The sequence below is a fragment of the Paraneptunicella aestuarii genome (assembly GCF_019900845.1).
Classification (GTDB): Bacteria; Pseudomonadota; Gammaproteobacteria; order Enterobacterales; family Alteromonadaceae; genus Paraneptunicella; species Paraneptunicella aestuarii.
In genome coordinates this window covers 2451841-2470144 of the sequence record NZ_CP074570.1, presented here as the reverse complement: position 1 = coordinate 2470144, position 18304 = coordinate 2451841, and the positions used below count along the sequence as shown (strand labels likewise).

The window sequence follows — 18304 nt, the reverse complement described above, 5'->3', positions numbered from 1 at the left end:
TTTATAATGCCTTTGGCGCGGAGTCCGGGAATGAATCCGGGAATTCTAAAACTATCTTCTTATTGTCTTTTGGATCATTACCGTACAACACCAACCGAGCATAAGCTTTAAGTTGATTAGATTCTGGTGCTGCGGATTGAGCTTCTTTGGGTAATACCTTGGCTTCAAATGCCAATAACCGGGAATGCTCATTCAAACTTTCATCATCATAGATGCTGCTAGAGTATGTTTTTATAAAATCGAGTAAGCTCCAAAGCCCGTTGGCAGAATACTCCAGCTGATTCTGTAGTCTGCTTGAGCCGTTGATGGCAAATGCTTTGTAAGGCGATTGTTCGGCCCAATTCAAGGTTAGTTGTAAGTTATCACCAGGTTTCCAGAATATCGCTTTTGATTCACCGGGGTAGGTGGTCAGTTCACTTCCTGACTGGAATTGCCATTGACTCAAATGGCGTACAAAGCCAGCATTACTTTCCATAACATTGAATTCAATGTTCATTTCAACGCCGACGCTGTCTTTGCTCGATGTTGCCCCAAGAATATTGTCGAATAGCAGCACTGATTTATCTAACTGATTCAAAAATTCCTGAGCATCCTTGTAACGCGTATCTTTCCACACCATAAGCCCCATGCGATGTGATAATCCGTCTGAAACAGCTCGATATTGGGTGAGGAAGCTTTGCATATCTTGTGGTGAAATCTGTTTCGCTTTAGCTGAACGACTAAAGGGCGCTTTCCCAGCAAGATATTGATTAAACAACGCAACAATTTGAGCATATTCTTTTTTGATTTTGTCAGCTCTAAAGCTGTTACAGTGGTCTATCGCGCGTTGAATAATAGTACGTTGATTGTCGGCAAAAATGTCGCTACCGGCAGGTGCATCCAATTCTTTTGTTTTGTCAAAGCAGTTACTTTGATCAATGACTGCCATCTGGTTACTCATGAATTGTTTTAAATAATCGACACTGTTGGACGGATTTTTGCTTTGCGATTTATTTAGTTCAATTAATGAGTTCTGCCATTTGCCAAATAGTTTGTAATTGACATATTTACCTTTGGTATTAAGCAAGAACACAACCAAAGGCTCTGCGTATTCAAAAGCAATGTAATTGGCTCTTTCGGTTTGTGCAGCCAGGTAATCCTGTAATTGACCTTCACTGGTAATGGCAAATAAAACATCATTGTATTGATGCGCTGACCATCTTGCTTTATCTAAAGGTTTGAAAATATGGTTATCTTGATACAGGCGATCGACCTGGCGCAGCAACTCATAGGCGTGAGCCTGACTAATTTGCTGTAACCAGCGATGGCTCTCAGTGAATTCAAGCTGTTTGAACGCCAGCAACAGTGCCATCACTGAATCCATTGATTTTTTAAAGTTGCCAATGGCGGCGGCCAGATACGCTTCTTGCTGGCTAACAGGACGTAAATGTTCAGGGCTGAATTCGGTCGTTTCATGTACCTGAGCATTTAGTACATAGTCGTTCATTGCATATTGAAGTTGTTTTAACGCAATGCCTTGGGCAAAATACTTGGCTGTGTCGCTCCCCGCTTTTTTAGGTAGCCAAAGGCTCTTATATTCAGCCAAAGCAAAGGTTTCATATTCTTCTTGCAGTGCTAATGCACGATTCAGGTTTTCAATTGACCAGAAGAAACCGGATTCCATTGCTTCTTTATCATTCGATGTATGGTGGCCTATGTATGAAAGCTCATTAAGGGCATCCACTTCGCGAAACAGGGTTTGTGCTTCTTCTGTTAGCGTGAAAGGATGAACCAAACCAGAGTTATCTTCCGATTTAACGCCTGCGGCTTGCTTGGTCATGTACAGCGTCACGCCTAATTGACGGTTATCATTTATCAGAACCTTTTCGGCACGAGTCAGGCAGGTATACAGGAATGTTTCTGCTGCTTTTTCACCTTCGGGGAAGATCTCTTTTGATATGCCGCTTAGCGCATGGTATATGCGACCACATTCGTTAGGCTTGGCATGCCCTGTTAACCAATAGTCGCGAATATGAGTCGACCATTTTGTGTAATGACTCAAGGCATCGGAAAACTCGGGAATTTTGCTGTACCAACTGACAACGCTTGGCAGGCTGTTCATTTGTTCGCTGATACTGAAAAAGTCGCGAGGCGCGGCTAATTCATCAACGATGACATCCACTTCGCCATTGGCATAGGCCATAATGGTTTCCCAGGCTTGTTGCTTATCTTCAAAGCGGATCTTGCAATGAGATTGTTTGGATGAATTGTCGCTATTGGCAATGGCACGCACATACAAGTCTGAACGTTGATAAAAACTGTTTGGCAGTGGGTGGTTGTACAAATAGAGAACGATATCTTCCAGAGACCTAAGCACATTATCCGGATCGTGGACTTTATGGATAAGGTCATCCAGTTGCTTCCCTTTGGAAACGTTCACTGCGAAGTCATCGAGCCAGCTTGAGAAACTGTCAATGGATTGTTTTTGGGAAATGTCATTCATGCGTGATTGCAGGCTTCGTTGCATATCACATTGCAATTGCGGGAACATGATTTCGCCAAAGGTATGTTTGGAGAAATAGTTTTCCAGCTCACCGTTAAAAGGTGTGTTCCATGACAACGGAAGGCTAAGGTAATTGATACTTCCCGCATCCATATCGGCAACGTGGTCAATGACCGCATTAATGTAGTCGATTTCTCTCTTATAATTTATTTCCTTGGGCTCACTATTCATGGAACTGACAAGGCTAACGGTTTGATCTCTTAAGGCGAGAGAATCAATAGTGAGCAATAAGCTTAAGGTAACAAATGCCACAATACTCGAATACTGATAAGCACGTAATTTTGAGTTACTCGACAACAGCTTGCTTTGTGGTGCGAAAGCCATTGAATTTTCAGCAAAAACTTTCTGTTCCAGGAGTTCTTTTAGGAACAAATGGCGCATCTCAGGCTTGCCATTCTCCAACTCAACAGAATGTTTACCAGTAAAATACAACCCTCTTAGCATGAGAGGGGATTGCAAAATGGTTTTGGAAAACAATACATTACAGAACAGTGTAATTGCCGGACGCAGTCTTTCAAATTCATTCGCCAATAGCAGATATTGCAATGATTTTTCATCATTTGAACTATCCTGCTTTTTCTCGGCATTGTTGGCGTCGGTATTGGATTGAGTTCCCTCATTGCGCATAAAGGCAATTTGAATATTGCGAATATGCTTGCCAAGCATGGTAATCGCTTCGTTGATCCAGCTTGGTTGATAAGCTTCAGAATGGTTGTAAGGATTCGCCCAGCCAAACTGTTGATCCAGTTTGTCGGCAAGCTTGCCTCTTCCCCAAAATGAATTAAAGCCTTTCAATTCGTGGCATTCAGTGACCAAAAGGTAAATCGGTAAAATGAACCCGGTATTTTGCTGAACATGCCAGATGTGCTTATAAATTGTACCAGCCCAGCTTTCCAGTTCTCTTTCAGTGCGGGACTGTAATTTGGAAAGAGGCAAGGTTACGATCAGGCCATCAACAGGGCGCTCAGGCCGATATTGTTTGAGCTCGTTGACGATGTTCGCGGGATCCTGATCATGTAACACACAGCCTCGTTGGTACACATGCCAGTATTTTTGTGAGTTACCCAGGCTTTTCAGGATCAGGCGCTCTTTTTTCCCTAACACATTTTCCATTTCTTTCAGCATTTCGCTGTCATTGTCAGCCGTATCGCCGCTAATCAGCATATAAGTCGGGATTTTATAGCGACGTTCCTGAACACCGAATAACAATTTAAAGGTACTTTCAAATGGCAGTGGTTTGGAACCTGACGAGGTCGTACTTTCAGATGCAATGGGATCAGCCGAAGCGCTTTTCGACATACTGGCTTCGGCCTTATCTTTTAACGCGCTAAGATCATCTTTAGAGAAAGAAACCTTGTTCATAAAACGCGGCAAGAAGGGGATTCTGAATGAGATCTTGTTCCCTTTGGCAAAATACCAAATCAAAAAGCCAACGACGACAATAATCAACAACCAGCCAAGGCCGTATTGGTTGGCAGCATTAAATGAGCGGCTTAACGAATGTTGCAAGGAAGTAAAATTCATTATTTAACCTCCTTGTTTTTATTCTGTTCAGCAGGGCTGTTTTCTTTTTTCACCGCTTTGCTGTCGGAATGAGTGATATTCTCAAGCGTATTTTTAAGATCCCAGGTAAAGCCGTACCATATGCCTGTACTAACAATGGCATATAAAGCGATGCCAAATAATACCACTCTGTGCCATCGGGATATCGGTGCTAAACGGCGGTTCTCTGCTTCTTCCTCTTCTTCTTCGCTATTAAAGTTATATGGCTGTTCTAATAAGCGATCTGCGTTGAGGTTAACAGGTGTGTATTCGGTTAATTGAATCAAAGAAGACTGTAGTTCTTTCAGACGTTCTTCCTTGTTGAATAATTTACCTTTAAAGCCTTGCCACAACACACTCAGGTATATATAAGCCAGCTGTTTGGTTTGGGCTGTTATTTGTTTTTGAGTGGCATCAACGTCAACCAGCTTTTCTATTTCACCAATTAGTCGTTGTCCGGCAATGCGGCTATAAAACAGTTTATTCTCCAATAAATAATTCAACCATGAATCATCTTTCCAGGGCGGATTTTTCAGCAGTTGATCATCAATTAACGCCACAATGGCGTATTGAGCTTGCTTGTATAGATGGAATTGAGCGCTGGATGAAATACTTTTCACTTCATTTTCCTGATGGGTGAAATGTTCCATCAATAATGAGTGAGTATATAAAGGGACATCTGTAATTTGGGTTTGCTTATTGTCACCCAATTGCGTACCTGATTTTGCATGTTCTTGCAGTTTTTGTTTTAGCTCGCACCAATAGGCCAGCGATTCTTCAAAACGGTGAAGAATCACTCTATTGTTGTACATGGCCGAAGGTGCTAACGTCATTATTTCAAAGCCTTTTTATTTCGCGATATACCAATTAATAAACGCGGGTTTGTGCTCCTTTAAGGAGTCCTCTGTACCGCCGATAATCAGTTTATCATTTTCCTTTATTAAGTTATCTGTATTGCTGATTTCAAAGAATACTTCTTTATCGCCCAGAGTCACTTTTAAATCACTAAATTGTTTAACAATTTTCCTTTCAGCTCCCGATATACGTGAAAGTAAAAGATCGCCCCAATAACTTTCCGAGCTAATTTGAGCCGATTGCATCCATTTTTGCAACATTTCAGGAGAAGAGCCTTTTGAGTGTTGGCAAACAATCTTAAATGGCTCATCTTTTGTGGGCAATTTATCAACAAAGACTTCAAATTTATTGTTCTCAATTTCCTGAAATGGCACTGCTGTAAAATTAAGCGAAATTTCGTTGATAATCTCGGAGATAAATTGGATTACTGTATTAAATGTTGCATCAATATCATCATGGTAATAACCGGGAATTGACGGGGGCATATTAGACGAATGCAACAAGGCAATTTGTCCCACCATGCTTACCAAAGCTTTATAAAGTTCAAACGGGTGAACCTGTTCTGTATTTAACAGCATTTCCACATTGGGGTAATGTGCCATCATGTGGTGAATACGCTGTTTTTGTAAGTTACTGACGATGTTGAAATCATTGCTTCTATCAACAAAAAAGTCACGTAACCCTTTGGCTTTATTATGAATATCTGTGAGCAGCTTTTCCAGACGTTTACCAATAGTCACATTATGAGGGATCGCTGTTTTCGTTACCGACAAAATAGGCGGCGTGAAAGGCTCTTGCGTGAAGTCACCATCGTTAATGGCTTTTAACTTAAACAACGGAATGCCGCTATATTTGGATTTATCGTATTGCTCTCCCACCAAAAGTTGCAGGCGAGGGCGTAAACGCACCAAATCCACTTTGTTGTTGATATCGTTGTTGTCGATGATTTTACCCACATTCACGCTGTCGTAACGCTTACGCTCACTCTCATCGTCACTGGCGCAGGCATCTGACATAATGGGCACGGCCAGAAACACTGTCAGGATCGTGCCGGTTTTCACCTGCTCAAGCTTTTTCAGTTCCAGCTTTAAACAGTGATCAACTTCAAGGTGAGTATCTCCCGTAGGTTGTTTCTTTTCCTGTTCGGGCGTTTCCAGGCCATAACGCACATAAGTGCCGTCAGGCATGATGCCTTCAACCTGCTTAACGTGGATTTCGTTACGGGTAATCGCGGTTGAATCGATTTCCAGTCGGGTAATGCCCCAATAAAAAGGCTGTGTTAGAGCTATTTTTTGGTTGATGAGCTGTTCAAAGTAAAAATTGTTTTGCTGGAAGTGTTGCGGAGAAAGCAGCATTCCTTCAAACCATTGTACTTGATCTGGTATTTGTTGCAGGGTGCTCATCTTATTTGACTCCAGGTGTAGTAGGCGCTGCTGCGGCAACTTGCATTTGCTGTGCATCGAATAGCAGCCAAGGGGTAGCTAATAGGGTTAAGTCGGCTTTGGCATTAGGGTTTTGCGGATAAAGGGCAAATGCGATAACCGATTTGGCATCTTTGTGCCTGTCGGGTAGTTCAACAATGCTTTCGCTGTAACCCGGTACAATTTCACGATGGATAATATCCATGTTAATACCGTAGTTTGCCATGTAGCCCTTTTTCTCCATAAACCATTGCGCGGCACTGGCATTGCTTAAAAGAGCAATGAGATTATCGTCATAAACGAACACCACATCCACCGATACTGCATGTTGTAACTGAGCATCAAACTTCACCTGTAACGCGATGCTTTCCACTTCATTACCAGAATGCCAGGGCATGGACTCGTTAATGCTCTGAATGGTTGAGCATCCCGATAGCCAGAGGCTAAGTAAGAGTGCAAGTATGTGGGTGGTGGTTTTCGTTAACATTCTCATCGCCAATGCTCCTACGCTAATATCAGTATTTTGATTTGGCAGGGGGATAAATTTAACCCTGGAATATTGCTTGCTGCGCCATTTTGTAAGCTCATATCCAGCATTCGCGTAGAAGGCATACAAGAAAAGAAAGTCTTAAAACTTCCTAGAGAATTACGTTTGGAACCAATAAACAGGTTTGATACCACACCGCCGCCGCCAGCTGCGGAAACTTCATTGCCAGTGCTAATTGAGGTTGTGGTGCCCAGGTTATGAACCGGCATGGCGGTAATGAAAAAGTTAAAAATGTTGGGGATCGCCATTGTTGAAAATGCAAAGTTAGGCAATGGCGTAGGGGTCGGCGCCGGCATTAATATTTTGCAAGTGTCAGGGAAAGCGAACGATATTGAGAACATTTGTGTTTTACAAAACATATATCACTCCTATTCCTTATCCCATATTGATGCGTTCAGCATCAATCTTGATATCGTTGTCGGCTGTCATCAAATGCTGAGCCGCATGAGTTTTTAACAGCTTGTCAGCTTGATGATCGATGTACTCACCTCGATGCACGATATGTTTGGCAAGCTGGATAAAAGAATCCTGAATCGTTTGATAGCAACGCTTTGCCGACATGCTGAGCTTGCCCATGACTGAATTGAGGTTGATATCACCCATACTGTTCATATCAATCTGCTCACTGGCATTGACGGTGAGTTTGCGTGTATTCATTTGCATCGGTGCGCGATTCGGCAGCGCTATTTCTCTACTGTCTTGCTCTGTGTTTTCTTGGGCTGCGTTGCCTTGATTTGTGCTGTAAAGCACAGCCAAAATCCAGCATTCGTCACCTTGTACACAATATAAAACCTTGTCGTCCATTGTCGGTTTGATCAGGCAACTCAATGCTTGCTGAGCCGGTAATGTGCCGTCGATAACATATACATTGCCTTCAACATAGCTGATTACCCCCGATTTCATACCTAACGCAGGTTGAACGGGAAGCGGAGTGACATTGTAGGTGTTATTTAACTGATTCATGATTTTTTCCTTACGCAGCCTGAGCATTTATTGCTTGTTCAGCTTTTTGTCGTTCTGGGTCGGTTTTGCGTAACATGTTTTGATTGTTATTTTTCCATTTTCCATCTTTTCGCGTAGTCTCATGCCAGTTGGCAAATTCAAACTGGCACTGAGTCACATTCGAATGATCAAAAACAGCATGGGAAAAATCAGCCATGGAAAATTGCACTTGCTGTAGTTGGCACTCGTTAAATTGGGTTTTCTGAAACTGTCCTTTTTCGGCCTTGCTGTTATTCCAATGGCATTGGCTGATTACGGCTTCAGAAAAATTACACTCTGGCATGGTGCAATTAACAAAGGACGAATCGGTTATTTTGGCCTTGATAAACAGGCTTTGCGTTAGCCGAGCCTGATCAAAGACGCACTGATTTAGGGTCGCGCTGGAGAAATTCAATCCTTCCAGGTTCGAAGTGGCGAAATTGCACTCATTAAAGGTGCTTTCACTAAAGGTGCAGTAACGCCATTGAGTACCCTGAAAGTCTTTCTGATTAAACTGACACTTCAGCATTAAGCCTTGCGAAATATCGTTATTTAACAGGTTGATATGGGTGAAATCGGTTTCTCCCATGAGAAAGTTATTCATTACACATTGCTTAAATGTGCTTTGAAGCAATTCCGTTTTAAACCAGGCCGATTCTTGTATTCTGGCTGATATAAACTGTATTTCCGGGCAATGGCATTCGGAGAAGGTGCATGCTTTTATTTGAGTTTGATTCATTAACGCGTTTGTGAGATCACAACGGCTAAAGGTACATTTGCTCAAATTAGCGTCAGTCCAGTTCGATTGCAGTAACCGGCAATTCTGGAAGGTACAGATTTCAAGCGTTGCCTGATTAAAAACAGCAAGATCAAAAGTGCAATTCAAGAAGGTCACTTTTTCTAGCGTCGCGCCGGTAAAATTAGCCTCGGTAAAATGCACACCACTAAATACTGCATCTTTAAGGGCAATATTAGCCAGTTGAACATCTACCATGTCGGGTTGTTCAATAGGGCGAAATAGTCGAGCTTTTTTATGCAGCATTGCGTTCGGCATCTTTCCACCTCCGTAATGCTAATGGCGCGACATTCAGCGCATCTTTGTAATTGCTGTAGTTGGCAATAGTCATGACTGAATCCGTTTCTAAAAAGTTCGCTTTGGTCAAATTGCAATGTAGTAAGCGTGTTTTTCTTAATAGTGACGTATATAAATTCGCCTGGCTAAAATCCGCGCCCAGGAAAATACTGTCAGACATAATCGCCTGAATACATTGAGCTTTTGTAAACCTGGCGTATTTGAATTCGCTGTCACCCATATCGCATTGATTAAACAAGGTGCTAACTGCGCGTAAATAATTACCTGATATACGACGTAAACCGCATTGTTCCAATTGCGCTTTGCTAAATTGGCTGCCATTTAAGTCGTTTTTACCGCTAAATTGGCACTTATTGAGCTTGGCTTGGGCAAAGCTGCTGACAGGCAGTTGGCAATCCAAAAACGCACAACGTTCCATTTGCGATTCATTCCAACGAGTTAAGGCCAAGTTGCACTTCATCACGCTGGTCATTTCTATCTGGCTATGGTTGAAATCACAGTCGGGAAGGTGGGAACCCACAAGCACCGATTTCACCACTTTACAGTGATTGAATTGGCTTCCTGTCAGCACAGATTCCATTATTGTTGCCTGAGTAAAGTGGCAATGGGAAAAATTGCAGTTGCTTAGGAAGGCTTTCGCAATAATGGTTTTTTCCATCTTGCTTTGATTGAACGATGCTTGTGTTCCTACCGCGCTTGATAAGTTCGCTTCTTGCAAGTTTGCCGCATTAAATTGGGTTTTAATTAAACGCGCGCCGGTAAAGGCAGTGCCAGACAGATTGGATTGGTTTAATAGCGAACCTTCGAAATTGCAGTTTTCAAAGTTGCATTGCGATAAATCTTGGCCTGATAAATCCAGATGAGATAAGTCGCAACCCGACCAATCTCTGGCATTCAGAGCTTCACCAGCTTCAAGTGCGGCGATGAATACCGCACGTTTTTGTTGGGCAATGGCGTCTTCAGGCCTGTTTTCTAACGGGCTCATATTGAATTTGGGTGCTTGAAGCTGTAGTTCTTCAAGCTTTGCCATTTGTTCTTCATCCAGCTCAATGCCTCGGTCTGCAGCCATGGCTTTTAATTTGGGAAATGTAACGGAAAGTGGTTCTTTCTTTTCTGCTGCTGCAAGAATATCCGGGTCAGCGGTTGCTTTTTTGGCTTCAGCTTTGCTCTTTTCCTGGTCGAACTGGGCTTGTAATTGCGCTTGTTTGGCTTCTAATTCCGCTTTTTGCTGTTTGGCGTCGTCTACTAACGCTTTGGCATTGAAGTCTCCACGAGCGATAGCCGCTTTTGATATTAGTATTTTGGGTTCTGGCAATGTAGGCGCCGTAAAACCTTCAGGCAGTTTGCCATTGTTCGCGGCCTTGATGTCTTCAATGGTTTGAGCTTGTTGTTCAGCCATAATTTCGGCTGCCTGAGCTTTTTCATCTTCTATTTCCTGTTGTTCCTGAGCCAGTTGTTGCTCGGTTTTAACCGGGGATAATTGAGATTCATCCATGCTTACCAAAGCCCCAATTTCTGGATCCAGACGTTCTTCCAATACCTGTTGATAGTAGGCAATTGGGCGAGGCTCATCGGCTTGCTTTTCATAAGCGAGCATGACATTGCTAATGTCCAATCCATCCGGGTCGTTCACTTTGGTTTGACCGCGATAAATAAGGCAGCCAATGCGTTGATTAGGGAAAAACCAGACTGTGTCTAAATTGAGCGATAACTCTTCTATAGCCAGAGGGGATTTCCCTTGTTCACTGGCAAAAAGAGGATTGCGAGTAATAAATGCTCGCGGTCGAATGTCGGGAAGTATCCCGCTAATTACCGGGAAGGATTCATTCAGATTGATCAGCGTGTAGGCTTCGTTGCCTTGCAGATAGCCTTTAAATTGTTGATCGTCTCTGGCGGCCTGAAATAAGCGCATATCCGTGTCGGGAGCCAGAGCAGGGCAGTGATTTTCTAACCAATCTTTTTTAGTGTAGTCCCCGTTATATTTGGCGCGTTGGGAATGGGTCATATCCAACTGTCCAAATCCTGCCGGAGCGGGTTTTTGACGGATGGACGTAACGTTAAAATGCAAATCTTCTATAGGCGCTAAGCGCAGTGGAGATTTAGAACGATCTTCATAATAACCACTTCCTTTGGGGTTATCCTGAAAGCCTTCTCCACCAAAACTGTTGGCGGCAGATAACGAAACTGATTGCACGGGAAGTGCCTGGGTTGCGCTATACCCTACCAGCGCTTTTTTCCATTCTCTTTCGCCAAACAGGTTCAAGGCTTTTCGAACATTACCGAGCTCAATTGCAGCCTGAAATGTGTTAGTTTCCGGGGCTGGATTAAATGCGCTACCAGCAACCAATACCTCTGCGTTAGGCTTGGGCATTACCATGTCGAGGATGTCTTGTCCTAACGCTTCCATAATTAATGGCCATTGCATGTTCTCTGTTAACACTTCACCAATATGTGGGTGTTCGGTTTCCAGAGAATCATGGTCGGCTAATTGGAAAAAGACCAATGGCGAAATGACAGTATGATGCTCAAACCTGAATGTGTAGGTTTTATGCAAGAGTCCCATTTTCATTGGTTTAATCAATTTCATGGCTATAGCACCGATCTCATGACAGCAATGATCTCATTTTCCATTTCGGTGGTTAATAAGTTCACAGCCGCATTCAGGCTAATGTATGAACCACCGCCGGTAATTGAAATGGAGTTGGATGAACCTGTAATACTGGTGTCTGTGCTACTGCCCGTAATATTGGTCGAGGTATTGCTTCCTGTCAGGTTAGTGCTAACAGAGCTACCCGTCAGGTTGGTGCTGTCGGACGATCCAGTAAGGTTGGTTGACGACGATGCACCGGTGAGTCCTGTACTAATGGCAGCGCCAGTTAACGAGGTGTTATTGGAAACACCAACCATATTGGTACTGTTGCTCACCCCAATCATTGACGTACTGTTTGTTGTACCAATTTCACTGGTACTGCTTGTCAGGCCAATCATCGACATGTCAACAGACAGCCCCAACATATTGGTATTGATACTCATGCCGGTCATGGACGAGTTCATTGTCATCCCCGTCAGGTTTGCACTCACCGAGACGCCCGTTGTGGAAACATTGCCCGCGATCCCGGTTACGTTGATCCCTGTTTGTTGCCCAGTGATAGAGATGTTACTACTGGTGCCAACAAGGCTGGTGTTATCCGAAGAGCCAATAGTAGACATGCTGCTTGAGCTGCCGATAGTGGAGGTGCTGTCGGTCCAGTCAATATTTTGGACGCTGGTAGAGCCGCCCGTCTGGTTCGATTCACTGTACGAATGCCCGGTTTGGGTGTTGTACATATTGCTGTTACCGGTATGTACCGACTTGTTATAGGTGTTGCCGTAAGTGGTTTGATTACCATAACTGACGTAGGACATCATATCTGACGGATTAAAGGGCTGATCCGGGCCGTCTCCGGTTCGGGAAATATTGTGCGAACGTTTGCTAATGGAATAGCTGTAATTACTGCTTTCGCTGTAACTGACGCCATTGTAGTTATTGGTTTTACGCTCGGTTTCAACGATGTTTTTGGCAAAGCTTAGTGGGCGAGTGACATCCCAACCAAAACTAATACTGGTGCTGTCACCGTAGTTGGTATTGTAGTTATTACCCACGCTGGTGTGGCACGTGTAGTCCTCGGGCATAATCACTTTCGAGCCCTTGGCTTGCAGGCTTTGCTGAACTTCTGGAATTTCTGTGTCATCGTTTGATCGGCCTACGGTGACAAAGGTATCCACTTCCGGGATGGTTTGCATATGCTCTGCCAATTTAACCCAGGTTGGAGAGACATCTTCTGGCTGGTCGATAAAACGCACAAAGATGCCTTTGCATTTGAAGCTTTCTTGAGAGTCGTCGTAGTAAAAATCTTTACTGTCGAAGCTGAATACGTCTTTTTTCAGGTATTTTTCGGGTGAGCCTTGTTGTTTGATGATATCGACGCTGCCTTCGTAATCTTCTTCTTTTGCTGCCTGAGCTGCTTTTGCTGCACTGTTATCAATGACCTTAGCCAAAATGCTACCCATGTTGCCGGTTTGGCTGGAGAAGGGCATTGCCAAGCCTCTGGCGTCGGCAGCCTGAAACTGGTTACTGTATTCGCCTTCGACCGTGCCGTGATGTTGCACTGAAATGACGACAAATTCCTGATCTTCCAGTGTTGGAAATATAGGCACATCATTGTAGCCAGAGCCTTTGCCGTCGCGCTGCTTTAATAAAAACTTATATCCGGGTTTGAATTCGTTGCAGGTTGATGAGCCTGAAAAGCTGAATCGCGATGCCGTCAATATATTCATATTGGTATGGGCAAGGTGCTCCATCTCTTTTTCCGTAGCGCCATACTGAACGATGTGCAACATTTCCATGTTCAATTTTTCAGTCGTGTTCATGAAATCCAGATAAATAGGCGAGGTTTGTGCCGTTTTCTGAGATTCCCAGTTTGCTTCTTTTTGTGCCAATACCGTAGTAATGCCCGACGTTGTCAGGTTTTGCTGATAGTTAAACTGGGTAATGTAGTCGTCTCTATCCAGGGTTTGTTGCTTACTGAAACTCAAATACATGGGCTTCAGATCTTCCGTTTCTTCAAATCTGCCGCTGTCACCCACTTCGCGTCGGTAAATGTTTTGATAATAGGGTTGATCCGTAATGATCATGGTGTGCGTGTCGTTACTATGGGTAAAGTAATAGAACAAGTGTACCTTGTGCATCAGGCGGTTCAGGAAGTCCATGTCGGTTTCGCCAGCCTGTAACCAGTCTTGCTTACGGTAGTTGGCCAAACCTCTGATAATTTTGTTAGGGGCGGCTTCCAATTCCATTTTATTGAAGGAGATATTGTTCTCTGACAGCACTTCAATGATGACTTCAAGAATAGTTTTCTGAGAAAACAGGCGATAGTTGTTCTGTAAGGTGAGTTTGAACAATGCAGGTTTTATGCTGGCCTGATAAACACCACGTTCAGCCATTGAGAAGCTGCTGATAATGCCGTTATAAAACACCACAGGGCGATCTTCAGGGTATTCACCTTCTAATTCGTCTTTGGAGGTTTCCGGTAAACCCATACGAATACAGGCTTTAGCTCCCAGAATTTTATTGAAGTCTATCTTTTGACTGGTTGGGCCGCCTTCCTGTAACAATGAACCATAGTCTCCAGCGCCAGCAATTAATGTCCCCCAAGGCTGGTTTTGACCACTTGATGTGAAGGTATTGGCATGTAATGTTGCGTTAAATTCAAACATTTGCGACAGGTTTTCATGGCCGCCAAATTGTTGAATACGAAACACTTGATCATCCAGTATGGTTCCATCATCCAGTTCAATATAGAAATCCAGACTACAGCGAGGAGGTGGAACAAAGTCTGTCGGTTTAGGGTTTGGAAGATTGGTATAGTCCAAACGTTCCAATATTTGTTGAGTGTTGTGTCCGGTTTTGTACTTCATAGTGCGAAACTCCCAAACTTATGTTCAAGAGAAGGATGCACCGTAAAGCCGGGCGTGTTCATGCCGAAATGTTTATACACTTCCTGTTGATAGAGTGATTCTCTATCGCGTTTTTCAGTGCTGACATTTTCTTGTGGCAAGTCGCCCAATCTCATACCGGTTTTCAATGAAACTCGGCCTCTGAGCCAGCTGGAATGACCTAGATACATGGGAATGCCGTTGGAAAAATCAGAGAGAGGAATGGTTTCCCAGTTCAATTCTAATTCGACATTAATCTGGTACAGCCCATCGGTTAGCATTGACAGCATGGATGCCAGAATATTATGCAAAGAGCCATTAGGCATGAGTTTGTGGCAATATTCGATGCTGCGTACTCGCATTTTCAGTCCGATTGCGGCCTGGTTATCCCAAAAGTGTTTACCAAGGCCCACACCTGAGCCCAATATGGCGGTACTATCGCCCAATTTGGTTCGATAGCGTTCTGGCAATTTTTTCCATGCACCAACGCAGGGTTCAATTTCCAGTTCGCAATCAAACACCGTTTCCAGAATGTTCTTTAAAACCGAGTAATTTTGTCTGTTACCCACCAATAAACTGGCAAAGCTTAATAATTGTTCAGGGCAGAGTGGCAGGCGATCATAGACTTCCATGGTTTGATGGCCAGCAATAGCGCTGAGCATGTCATAGGTATTGCTGTTTTCAACGGAATCGTTAAACAGCATGGGATTAAGTTGCTTTTTAATGTCGTAAAGCAGCTTTATCAAACGATTATTAAACAGGTTAATAAAGGCGTCGGGGCCTTTGTTGCCAGAATTTTTTTCTCTTTGCAGTAATTCCGCAAATACATCAGGCAGAGGGCCTTGCTGCCCGGCAATGCTAAAGCCATTGACACTGACTTTGGCTTTACGATGATGCTTGTCAATTTCTATGTCATCAATAAAGTTGGGCTTGAATGCCTGGGTGTTGACTGCCTCATAGGAAATGTCAAAGCGCTTCCCATGCTGGTCAGTTGAACTTTCCAACATTCGGATCGCCTGATAGAAATTAAACTCCTCAGCTTGCGCTGTGAGCATGTCTAGGCTAGATGCTTGTGGCCACTCAACGGTTTCCATTCATACACCTTTTTGCTACCGATAAACATTTCCAATCGCACAAACGAATTGATATGACAAAACAACGCAAGAAACTGATTCAGCACAGAGCCGAACAGGATGGTGCTTGCGTTATCAAATTTGCGGTCGAATAAAGTTAATTTAAAATTCACACCTTGATAGTAACCGCGCCAACCATGTTTGGTGACAGGGTAAACGTCTTCATGAGCGGTAAAGCTTTCAATACTTTCAATTTGACGCTGATTCACCGAGTTTTCTGCCGAGGTATACAGCTCTAAAATGGTGGTTAATGTATCTTGCGCCAGCTCTTTGTCGGTTAACGACACATAGTACAAAGATAAATGCGACAGCACTTTCCACAGATGTTGCTGATTTGCTTTCACGCCGCGATAACGGGTAGGGCGCGTTAACATGGTCGCCTTAACAATGGGCGAGCTACCAATGACCGAGAAGGTTTGTCCGGTATTGAAAAATTCGGCAATGGTTCGGTTGCAGCACAAGGTTTGCGCGTAAATGGTCTCACCTTGCGGGCAGTCTCGAGCGTAATCTTTGTTAAACAACGAAATATAGGTTTCGCTACCAGGCAATTGTTTTTTATGACTGGCTTCAATTTGCGCCTGCCAACGATAGTCGGTTTTTAACTGGTCGCGGCGACTTAAACAAAAATAGGGCAATAGCTCTCGTGATGCACCGCGACGATTCATGGAGAACACTTTATTAATACGGTAGATTTCGTAGCAGTCGTATTGTTCTCTGCTTGGGAAAAGCTTGTAGCGGTAATCTTTGTAGGTGAGTGGAATGGGCTCCGAGGTTTTCTGGAACAAATTCACCACGGGAATACAGTTTAATTTCAACGATTGGTTGGTTAACTGAATGCTTTTGGGAATGGCATTATCCAACACCAGCATAATGCGCAGATTTTGCTTGAACTGAATGTGCTCCATACCGGTTAAATCGAAAAACAGGAACTTTTCTGGAAAGCTCATGTAATCCAATAGCAGGGTTAAACCCAAATCTTGCTGTTTGGTGGCTGGCAAGCTTCTTTCATGATCCGCAAAGCCGGCAAATTTCAGGTTGTCTTTGTTCAGTGTTGCAACACGATTGCCTTCAGCATCAAAAACCACGGCTCCAATAAAGTGACAAGCCATCAAGTCATAAAAAGGAAACTTGCTGTTCTCGTCCAGATTCATAAAGAAACGCAGTGGTTTACTTAGCATCAATCCATCATTGGAATCCTCAGGCGTCGATTTGATATTGATATCAATAATGGACTGCGCTCTGGGAAAATGGCTGGTGACGTATTCTTGCTGGTTAACCGGGAACTTGGCAACAGAGGCCACTTTCAACGGCCACAACAATTGCGAGTGGCAGGAAGAAAAGCGGCAATTGGATAACTTGTTTGCAGTTTCCGGTTTTGCTTCTATTTTTGACGGTTCAAAAAGGCGGTTGCCTTCGAAGCGATAACCTTTATCAAAATCAGCACTGCTACCGTGAACTTCACATTCCATGATTGCCATAGAAGGAATGGAAGTCATTAATTGTGGGTACAGTTGCTGTAACAACATGGATGGCAGTTGCTTGGCTTCTGCTTCCATATTTTGGCGTAACCGTCCTGTCATCCAGGAAAAGGATTGCAACAATAGCTCAATATGTGGATCGCGCGACTTGTCACCGTTGAAGGACAGTTCTTCTGCAATGCGAGGGTAATCATGGGCGAATTGCAGGGCATCCGAGCGCAGCTCTGCCAGCTCAGATTTAAAATAATCGGTTAATTGTTCACGCACTTCGTTCATTGTCTGGCTCCGCTAAAACTGATTTTGTGATTAAACGGCGCTGAAATGCGATCAACTTTAATCTGACCGGAGATCTCTACTGCGGCGGGTGATAATTGATTATTGGTTTTACGTAGTTGCACTTTGGGATTAATAATCCGTGGCTCGAAAGCCCTGATTAATTCCAGAATCTGATCCATCAGAATTTTGGCATCGCCATAGTTATTCCCAAAATCTACAGGACTGTCTATGCCCCAATTGAGCACAGACTTATGTCCCATATATCCTGGTTTAATGCCATCGAAATAGGCTCTTCCCGAGACCAATCTCTGTAGCTCCTCAGTGATAGATTGGCGCAGCAACGCAAGCTGACTGAACTCATCAGTCGGCTCGGGTTGCAAAGGTGCGCATAATCTATCAAAGAGGAAGCGCTGCATTACATCGGACCTCTATTACGAGCAACACTCCAGGAGTAAACGAAGCTACCCGTAATAAGAGCTTGGCTATCCTGATGAGAGGTTGTCCACTCGATATCGGTAAAGTTCAAGGTAATTTGCTCAGTCGCCATATCGTTTGGATGCGATTGCGCTTCTACCGAGCTGATCATGCAGTTGTACAGCTTAACTGTCATGATGTTACCAATGATGCTGTTACCGTCTCCGTCCATATTGGCGTTACGACACAAGAAAATTTGTGTTGGCTCAGAGCCATCGTCAATAGGTGTTGCAGACAAACAGTGTTTGTAAAGTAGCGGGGATGTTTTATCCAGATACTTTACTGCTGTGATGTCGTTTAACACTGGACGACCAGAGGTACGAGCAGAGTTACTAACATCAGTCGTCATTTGCTGTTTCATGCCAAAGTGCATGGATACCAGCTCAATACAACCTGACAGATCATCTCCCGCATCAACCAAATCACCGTCAATCAAACTGGCTCCAGCCAAGTCTGAAAGACCGGGTTTTAACAGTACTAAATCCAT

General features: G+C 43.7%; 13 protein-coding genes. All 13 read right to left on the bottom strand.

Features of this window, described 5'->3' with window-relative positions:
* Window position 1: 1 nt before the first annotated feature.
* Window positions 2–4066, bottom strand: a complete 4065-nt coding sequence (locus KIH87_RS10045; RefSeq protein WP_232357760.1) for a type VI secretion system protein — start codon at window positions 4064–4066, stop codon at window positions 2–4.
* Window positions 4066–4917: a DotU family type IV/VI secretion system protein gene (locus tag KIH87_RS10040; protein ID WP_232357759.1), complete on the bottom strand. Its 852-nt coding sequence runs from the start codon at window positions 4915–4917 to the stop codon at window positions 4066–4068. Before KIH87_RS10040 ends, KIH87_RS10045 begins: the two co-directional genes overlap by 1 nt.
* A gap of 15 nt (window positions 4918–4932) precedes the next feature.
* Window positions 4933–6342 (bottom strand): type VI secretion system baseplate subunit TssK, encoded by a 1410-nt coding sequence (gene tssK / locus KIH87_RS10035; RefSeq protein WP_232357758.1) that lies wholly within the window; start codon window positions 6340–6342, stop codon window positions 4933–4935.
* A gap of 1 nt (window position 6343) precedes the next feature.
* Window positions 6344–6853 (bottom strand): hypothetical protein, encoded by a 510-nt coding sequence (locus KIH87_RS10030; RefSeq protein ID WP_232357757.1) that lies wholly within the window; start codon window positions 6851–6853, stop codon window positions 6344–6346.
* A gap of 11 nt (window positions 6854–6864) precedes the next feature.
* Window positions 6865–7203, bottom strand: a complete 339-nt coding sequence (locus KIH87_RS10025; RefSeq protein WP_232357756.1) for a PAAR-like domain-containing protein — start codon at window positions 7201–7203, stop codon at window positions 6865–6867.
* A 79-nt stretch (window positions 7204–7282) separates the two neighbouring features.
* Window positions 7283–7870: a DUF3540 domain-containing protein gene (locus KIH87_RS10020; RefSeq protein WP_232357755.1), complete on the bottom strand. Its 588-nt coding sequence runs from the start codon at window positions 7868–7870 to the stop codon at window positions 7283–7285.
* Between the two features lie 10 nt (window positions 7871–7880).
* Window positions 7881–8942 (bottom strand): pentapeptide repeat-containing protein, encoded by a 1062-nt coding sequence (locus KIH87_RS10015; protein WP_232357754.1) that lies wholly within the window; start codon window positions 8940–8942, stop codon window positions 7881–7883.
* Window positions 8920–11568 carry a DUF2169 domain-containing protein gene (locus KIH87_RS10010; RefSeq protein WP_232357753.1) on the bottom strand — a complete coding sequence of 883 codons (2649 nt, stop codon included), beginning with the start codon at window positions 11566–11568 and terminating at the stop codon, window positions 8920–8922. The genes KIH87_RS10015 and KIH87_RS10010 overlap by 23 nt, the downstream gene beginning before the upstream one ends.
* 2 nt (window positions 11569–11570) lie before the next feature.
* A complete protein-coding gene (locus tag KIH87_RS10005) occupies window positions 11571–14438 on the bottom strand; it encodes a contractile injection system protein, VgrG/Pvc8 family (protein WP_232361392.1) in 2868 nt (955 codons plus the stop codon).
* Entirely contained in the window at window positions 14435–15550 is a 1116-nt protein-coding gene (gene tssG, locus KIH87_RS10000) for a type VI secretion system baseplate subunit TssG (RefSeq protein WP_232361391.1), read from the bottom strand. Before tssG ends, KIH87_RS10005 begins: the two co-directional genes overlap by 4 nt.
* Window positions 15514–17343, bottom strand: a complete 1830-nt coding sequence (gene tssF / locus KIH87_RS09995; RefSeq protein WP_232361390.1) for a type VI secretion system baseplate subunit TssF — start codon at window positions 17341–17343, stop codon at window positions 15514–15516. The genes tssG and tssF overlap by 37 nt, the downstream gene beginning before the upstream one ends.
* Window positions 17340–17759, bottom strand: coding sequence for a hypothetical protein (locus KIH87_RS09990; protein ID WP_232361389.1), 420 nt, complete (start codon window positions 17757–17759; stop codon window positions 17340–17342). The genes tssF and KIH87_RS09990 overlap by 4 nt, the downstream gene beginning before the upstream one ends.
* Window positions 17759–18304, bottom strand: coding sequence for an Hcp family type VI secretion system effector (locus KIH87_RS09985; RefSeq protein WP_232361388.1), 546 nt, complete (start codon window positions 18302–18304; stop codon window positions 17759–17761). The genes KIH87_RS09990 and KIH87_RS09985 overlap by 1 nt, the downstream gene beginning before the upstream one ends.

What these genes read in the sequence shown, in the direction of transcription:
- KIH87_RS10005 (WP_232361392.1), bottom strand. Translation starts at nt 14,438, where the DNA reads ATGAAGTACAAAACCGGACACAACACTCAACAAATATTGGAACGTTTG.
- KIH87_RS10030 (WP_232357757.1), bottom strand. Translation starts at nt 6,853, where the DNA reads ATGAGAATGTTAACGAAAACCACCACCCACATACTTGCACTCTTACTT.
- tssF (WP_232361390.1), bottom strand. Translation starts at nt 17,343, where the DNA reads ATGAACGAAGTGCGTGAACAATTAACCGATTATTTTAAATCTGAGCTG.
- KIH87_RS10045 (WP_232357760.1), bottom strand. Translation starts at nt 4,066, where the DNA reads ATGAATTTTACTTCCTTGCAACATTCGTTAAGCCGCTCATTTAATGCT.
- KIH87_RS10020 (WP_232357755.1), bottom strand. Translation starts at nt 7,870, where the DNA reads ATGAATCAGTTAAATAACACCTACAATGTCACTCCGCTTCCCGTTCAA.
- KIH87_RS10015 (WP_232357754.1), bottom strand. Translation starts at nt 8,942, where the DNA reads ATGCCGAACGCAATGCTGCATAAAAAAGCTCGACTATTTCGCCCTATT.
- tssK (WP_232357758.1), bottom strand. Translation starts at nt 6,342, where the DNA reads ATGAGCACCCTGCAACAAATACCAGATCAAGTACAATGGTTTGAAGGA.
- KIH87_RS10040 (WP_232357759.1), bottom strand. Translation starts at nt 4,917, where the DNA reads ATGACGTTAGCACCTTCGGCCATGTACAACAATAGAGTGATTCTTCAC.
- KIH87_RS10010 (WP_232357753.1), bottom strand. Translation starts at nt 11,568, where the DNA reads ATGAAATTGATTAAACCAATGAAAATGGGACTCTTGCATAAAACCTAC.
- tssG (WP_232361391.1), bottom strand. Translation starts at nt 15,550, where the DNA reads ATGGAAACCGTTGAGTGGCCACAAGCATCTAGCCTAGACATGCTCACA.
- KIH87_RS09990 (WP_232361389.1), bottom strand. Translation starts at nt 17,759, where the DNA reads ATGCAGCGCTTCCTCTTTGATAGATTATGCGCACCTTTGCAACCCGAG.
- KIH87_RS09985 (WP_232361388.1), bottom strand. Translation starts at nt 18,304, where the DNA reads ATGGATTTAGTACTGTTAAAACCCGGTCTTTCAGACTTGGCTGGAGCC.
- KIH87_RS10025 (WP_232357756.1), bottom strand. Translation starts at nt 7,203, where the DNA reads ATGCCGGCGCCGACCCCTACGCCATTGCCTAACTTTGCATTTTCAACA.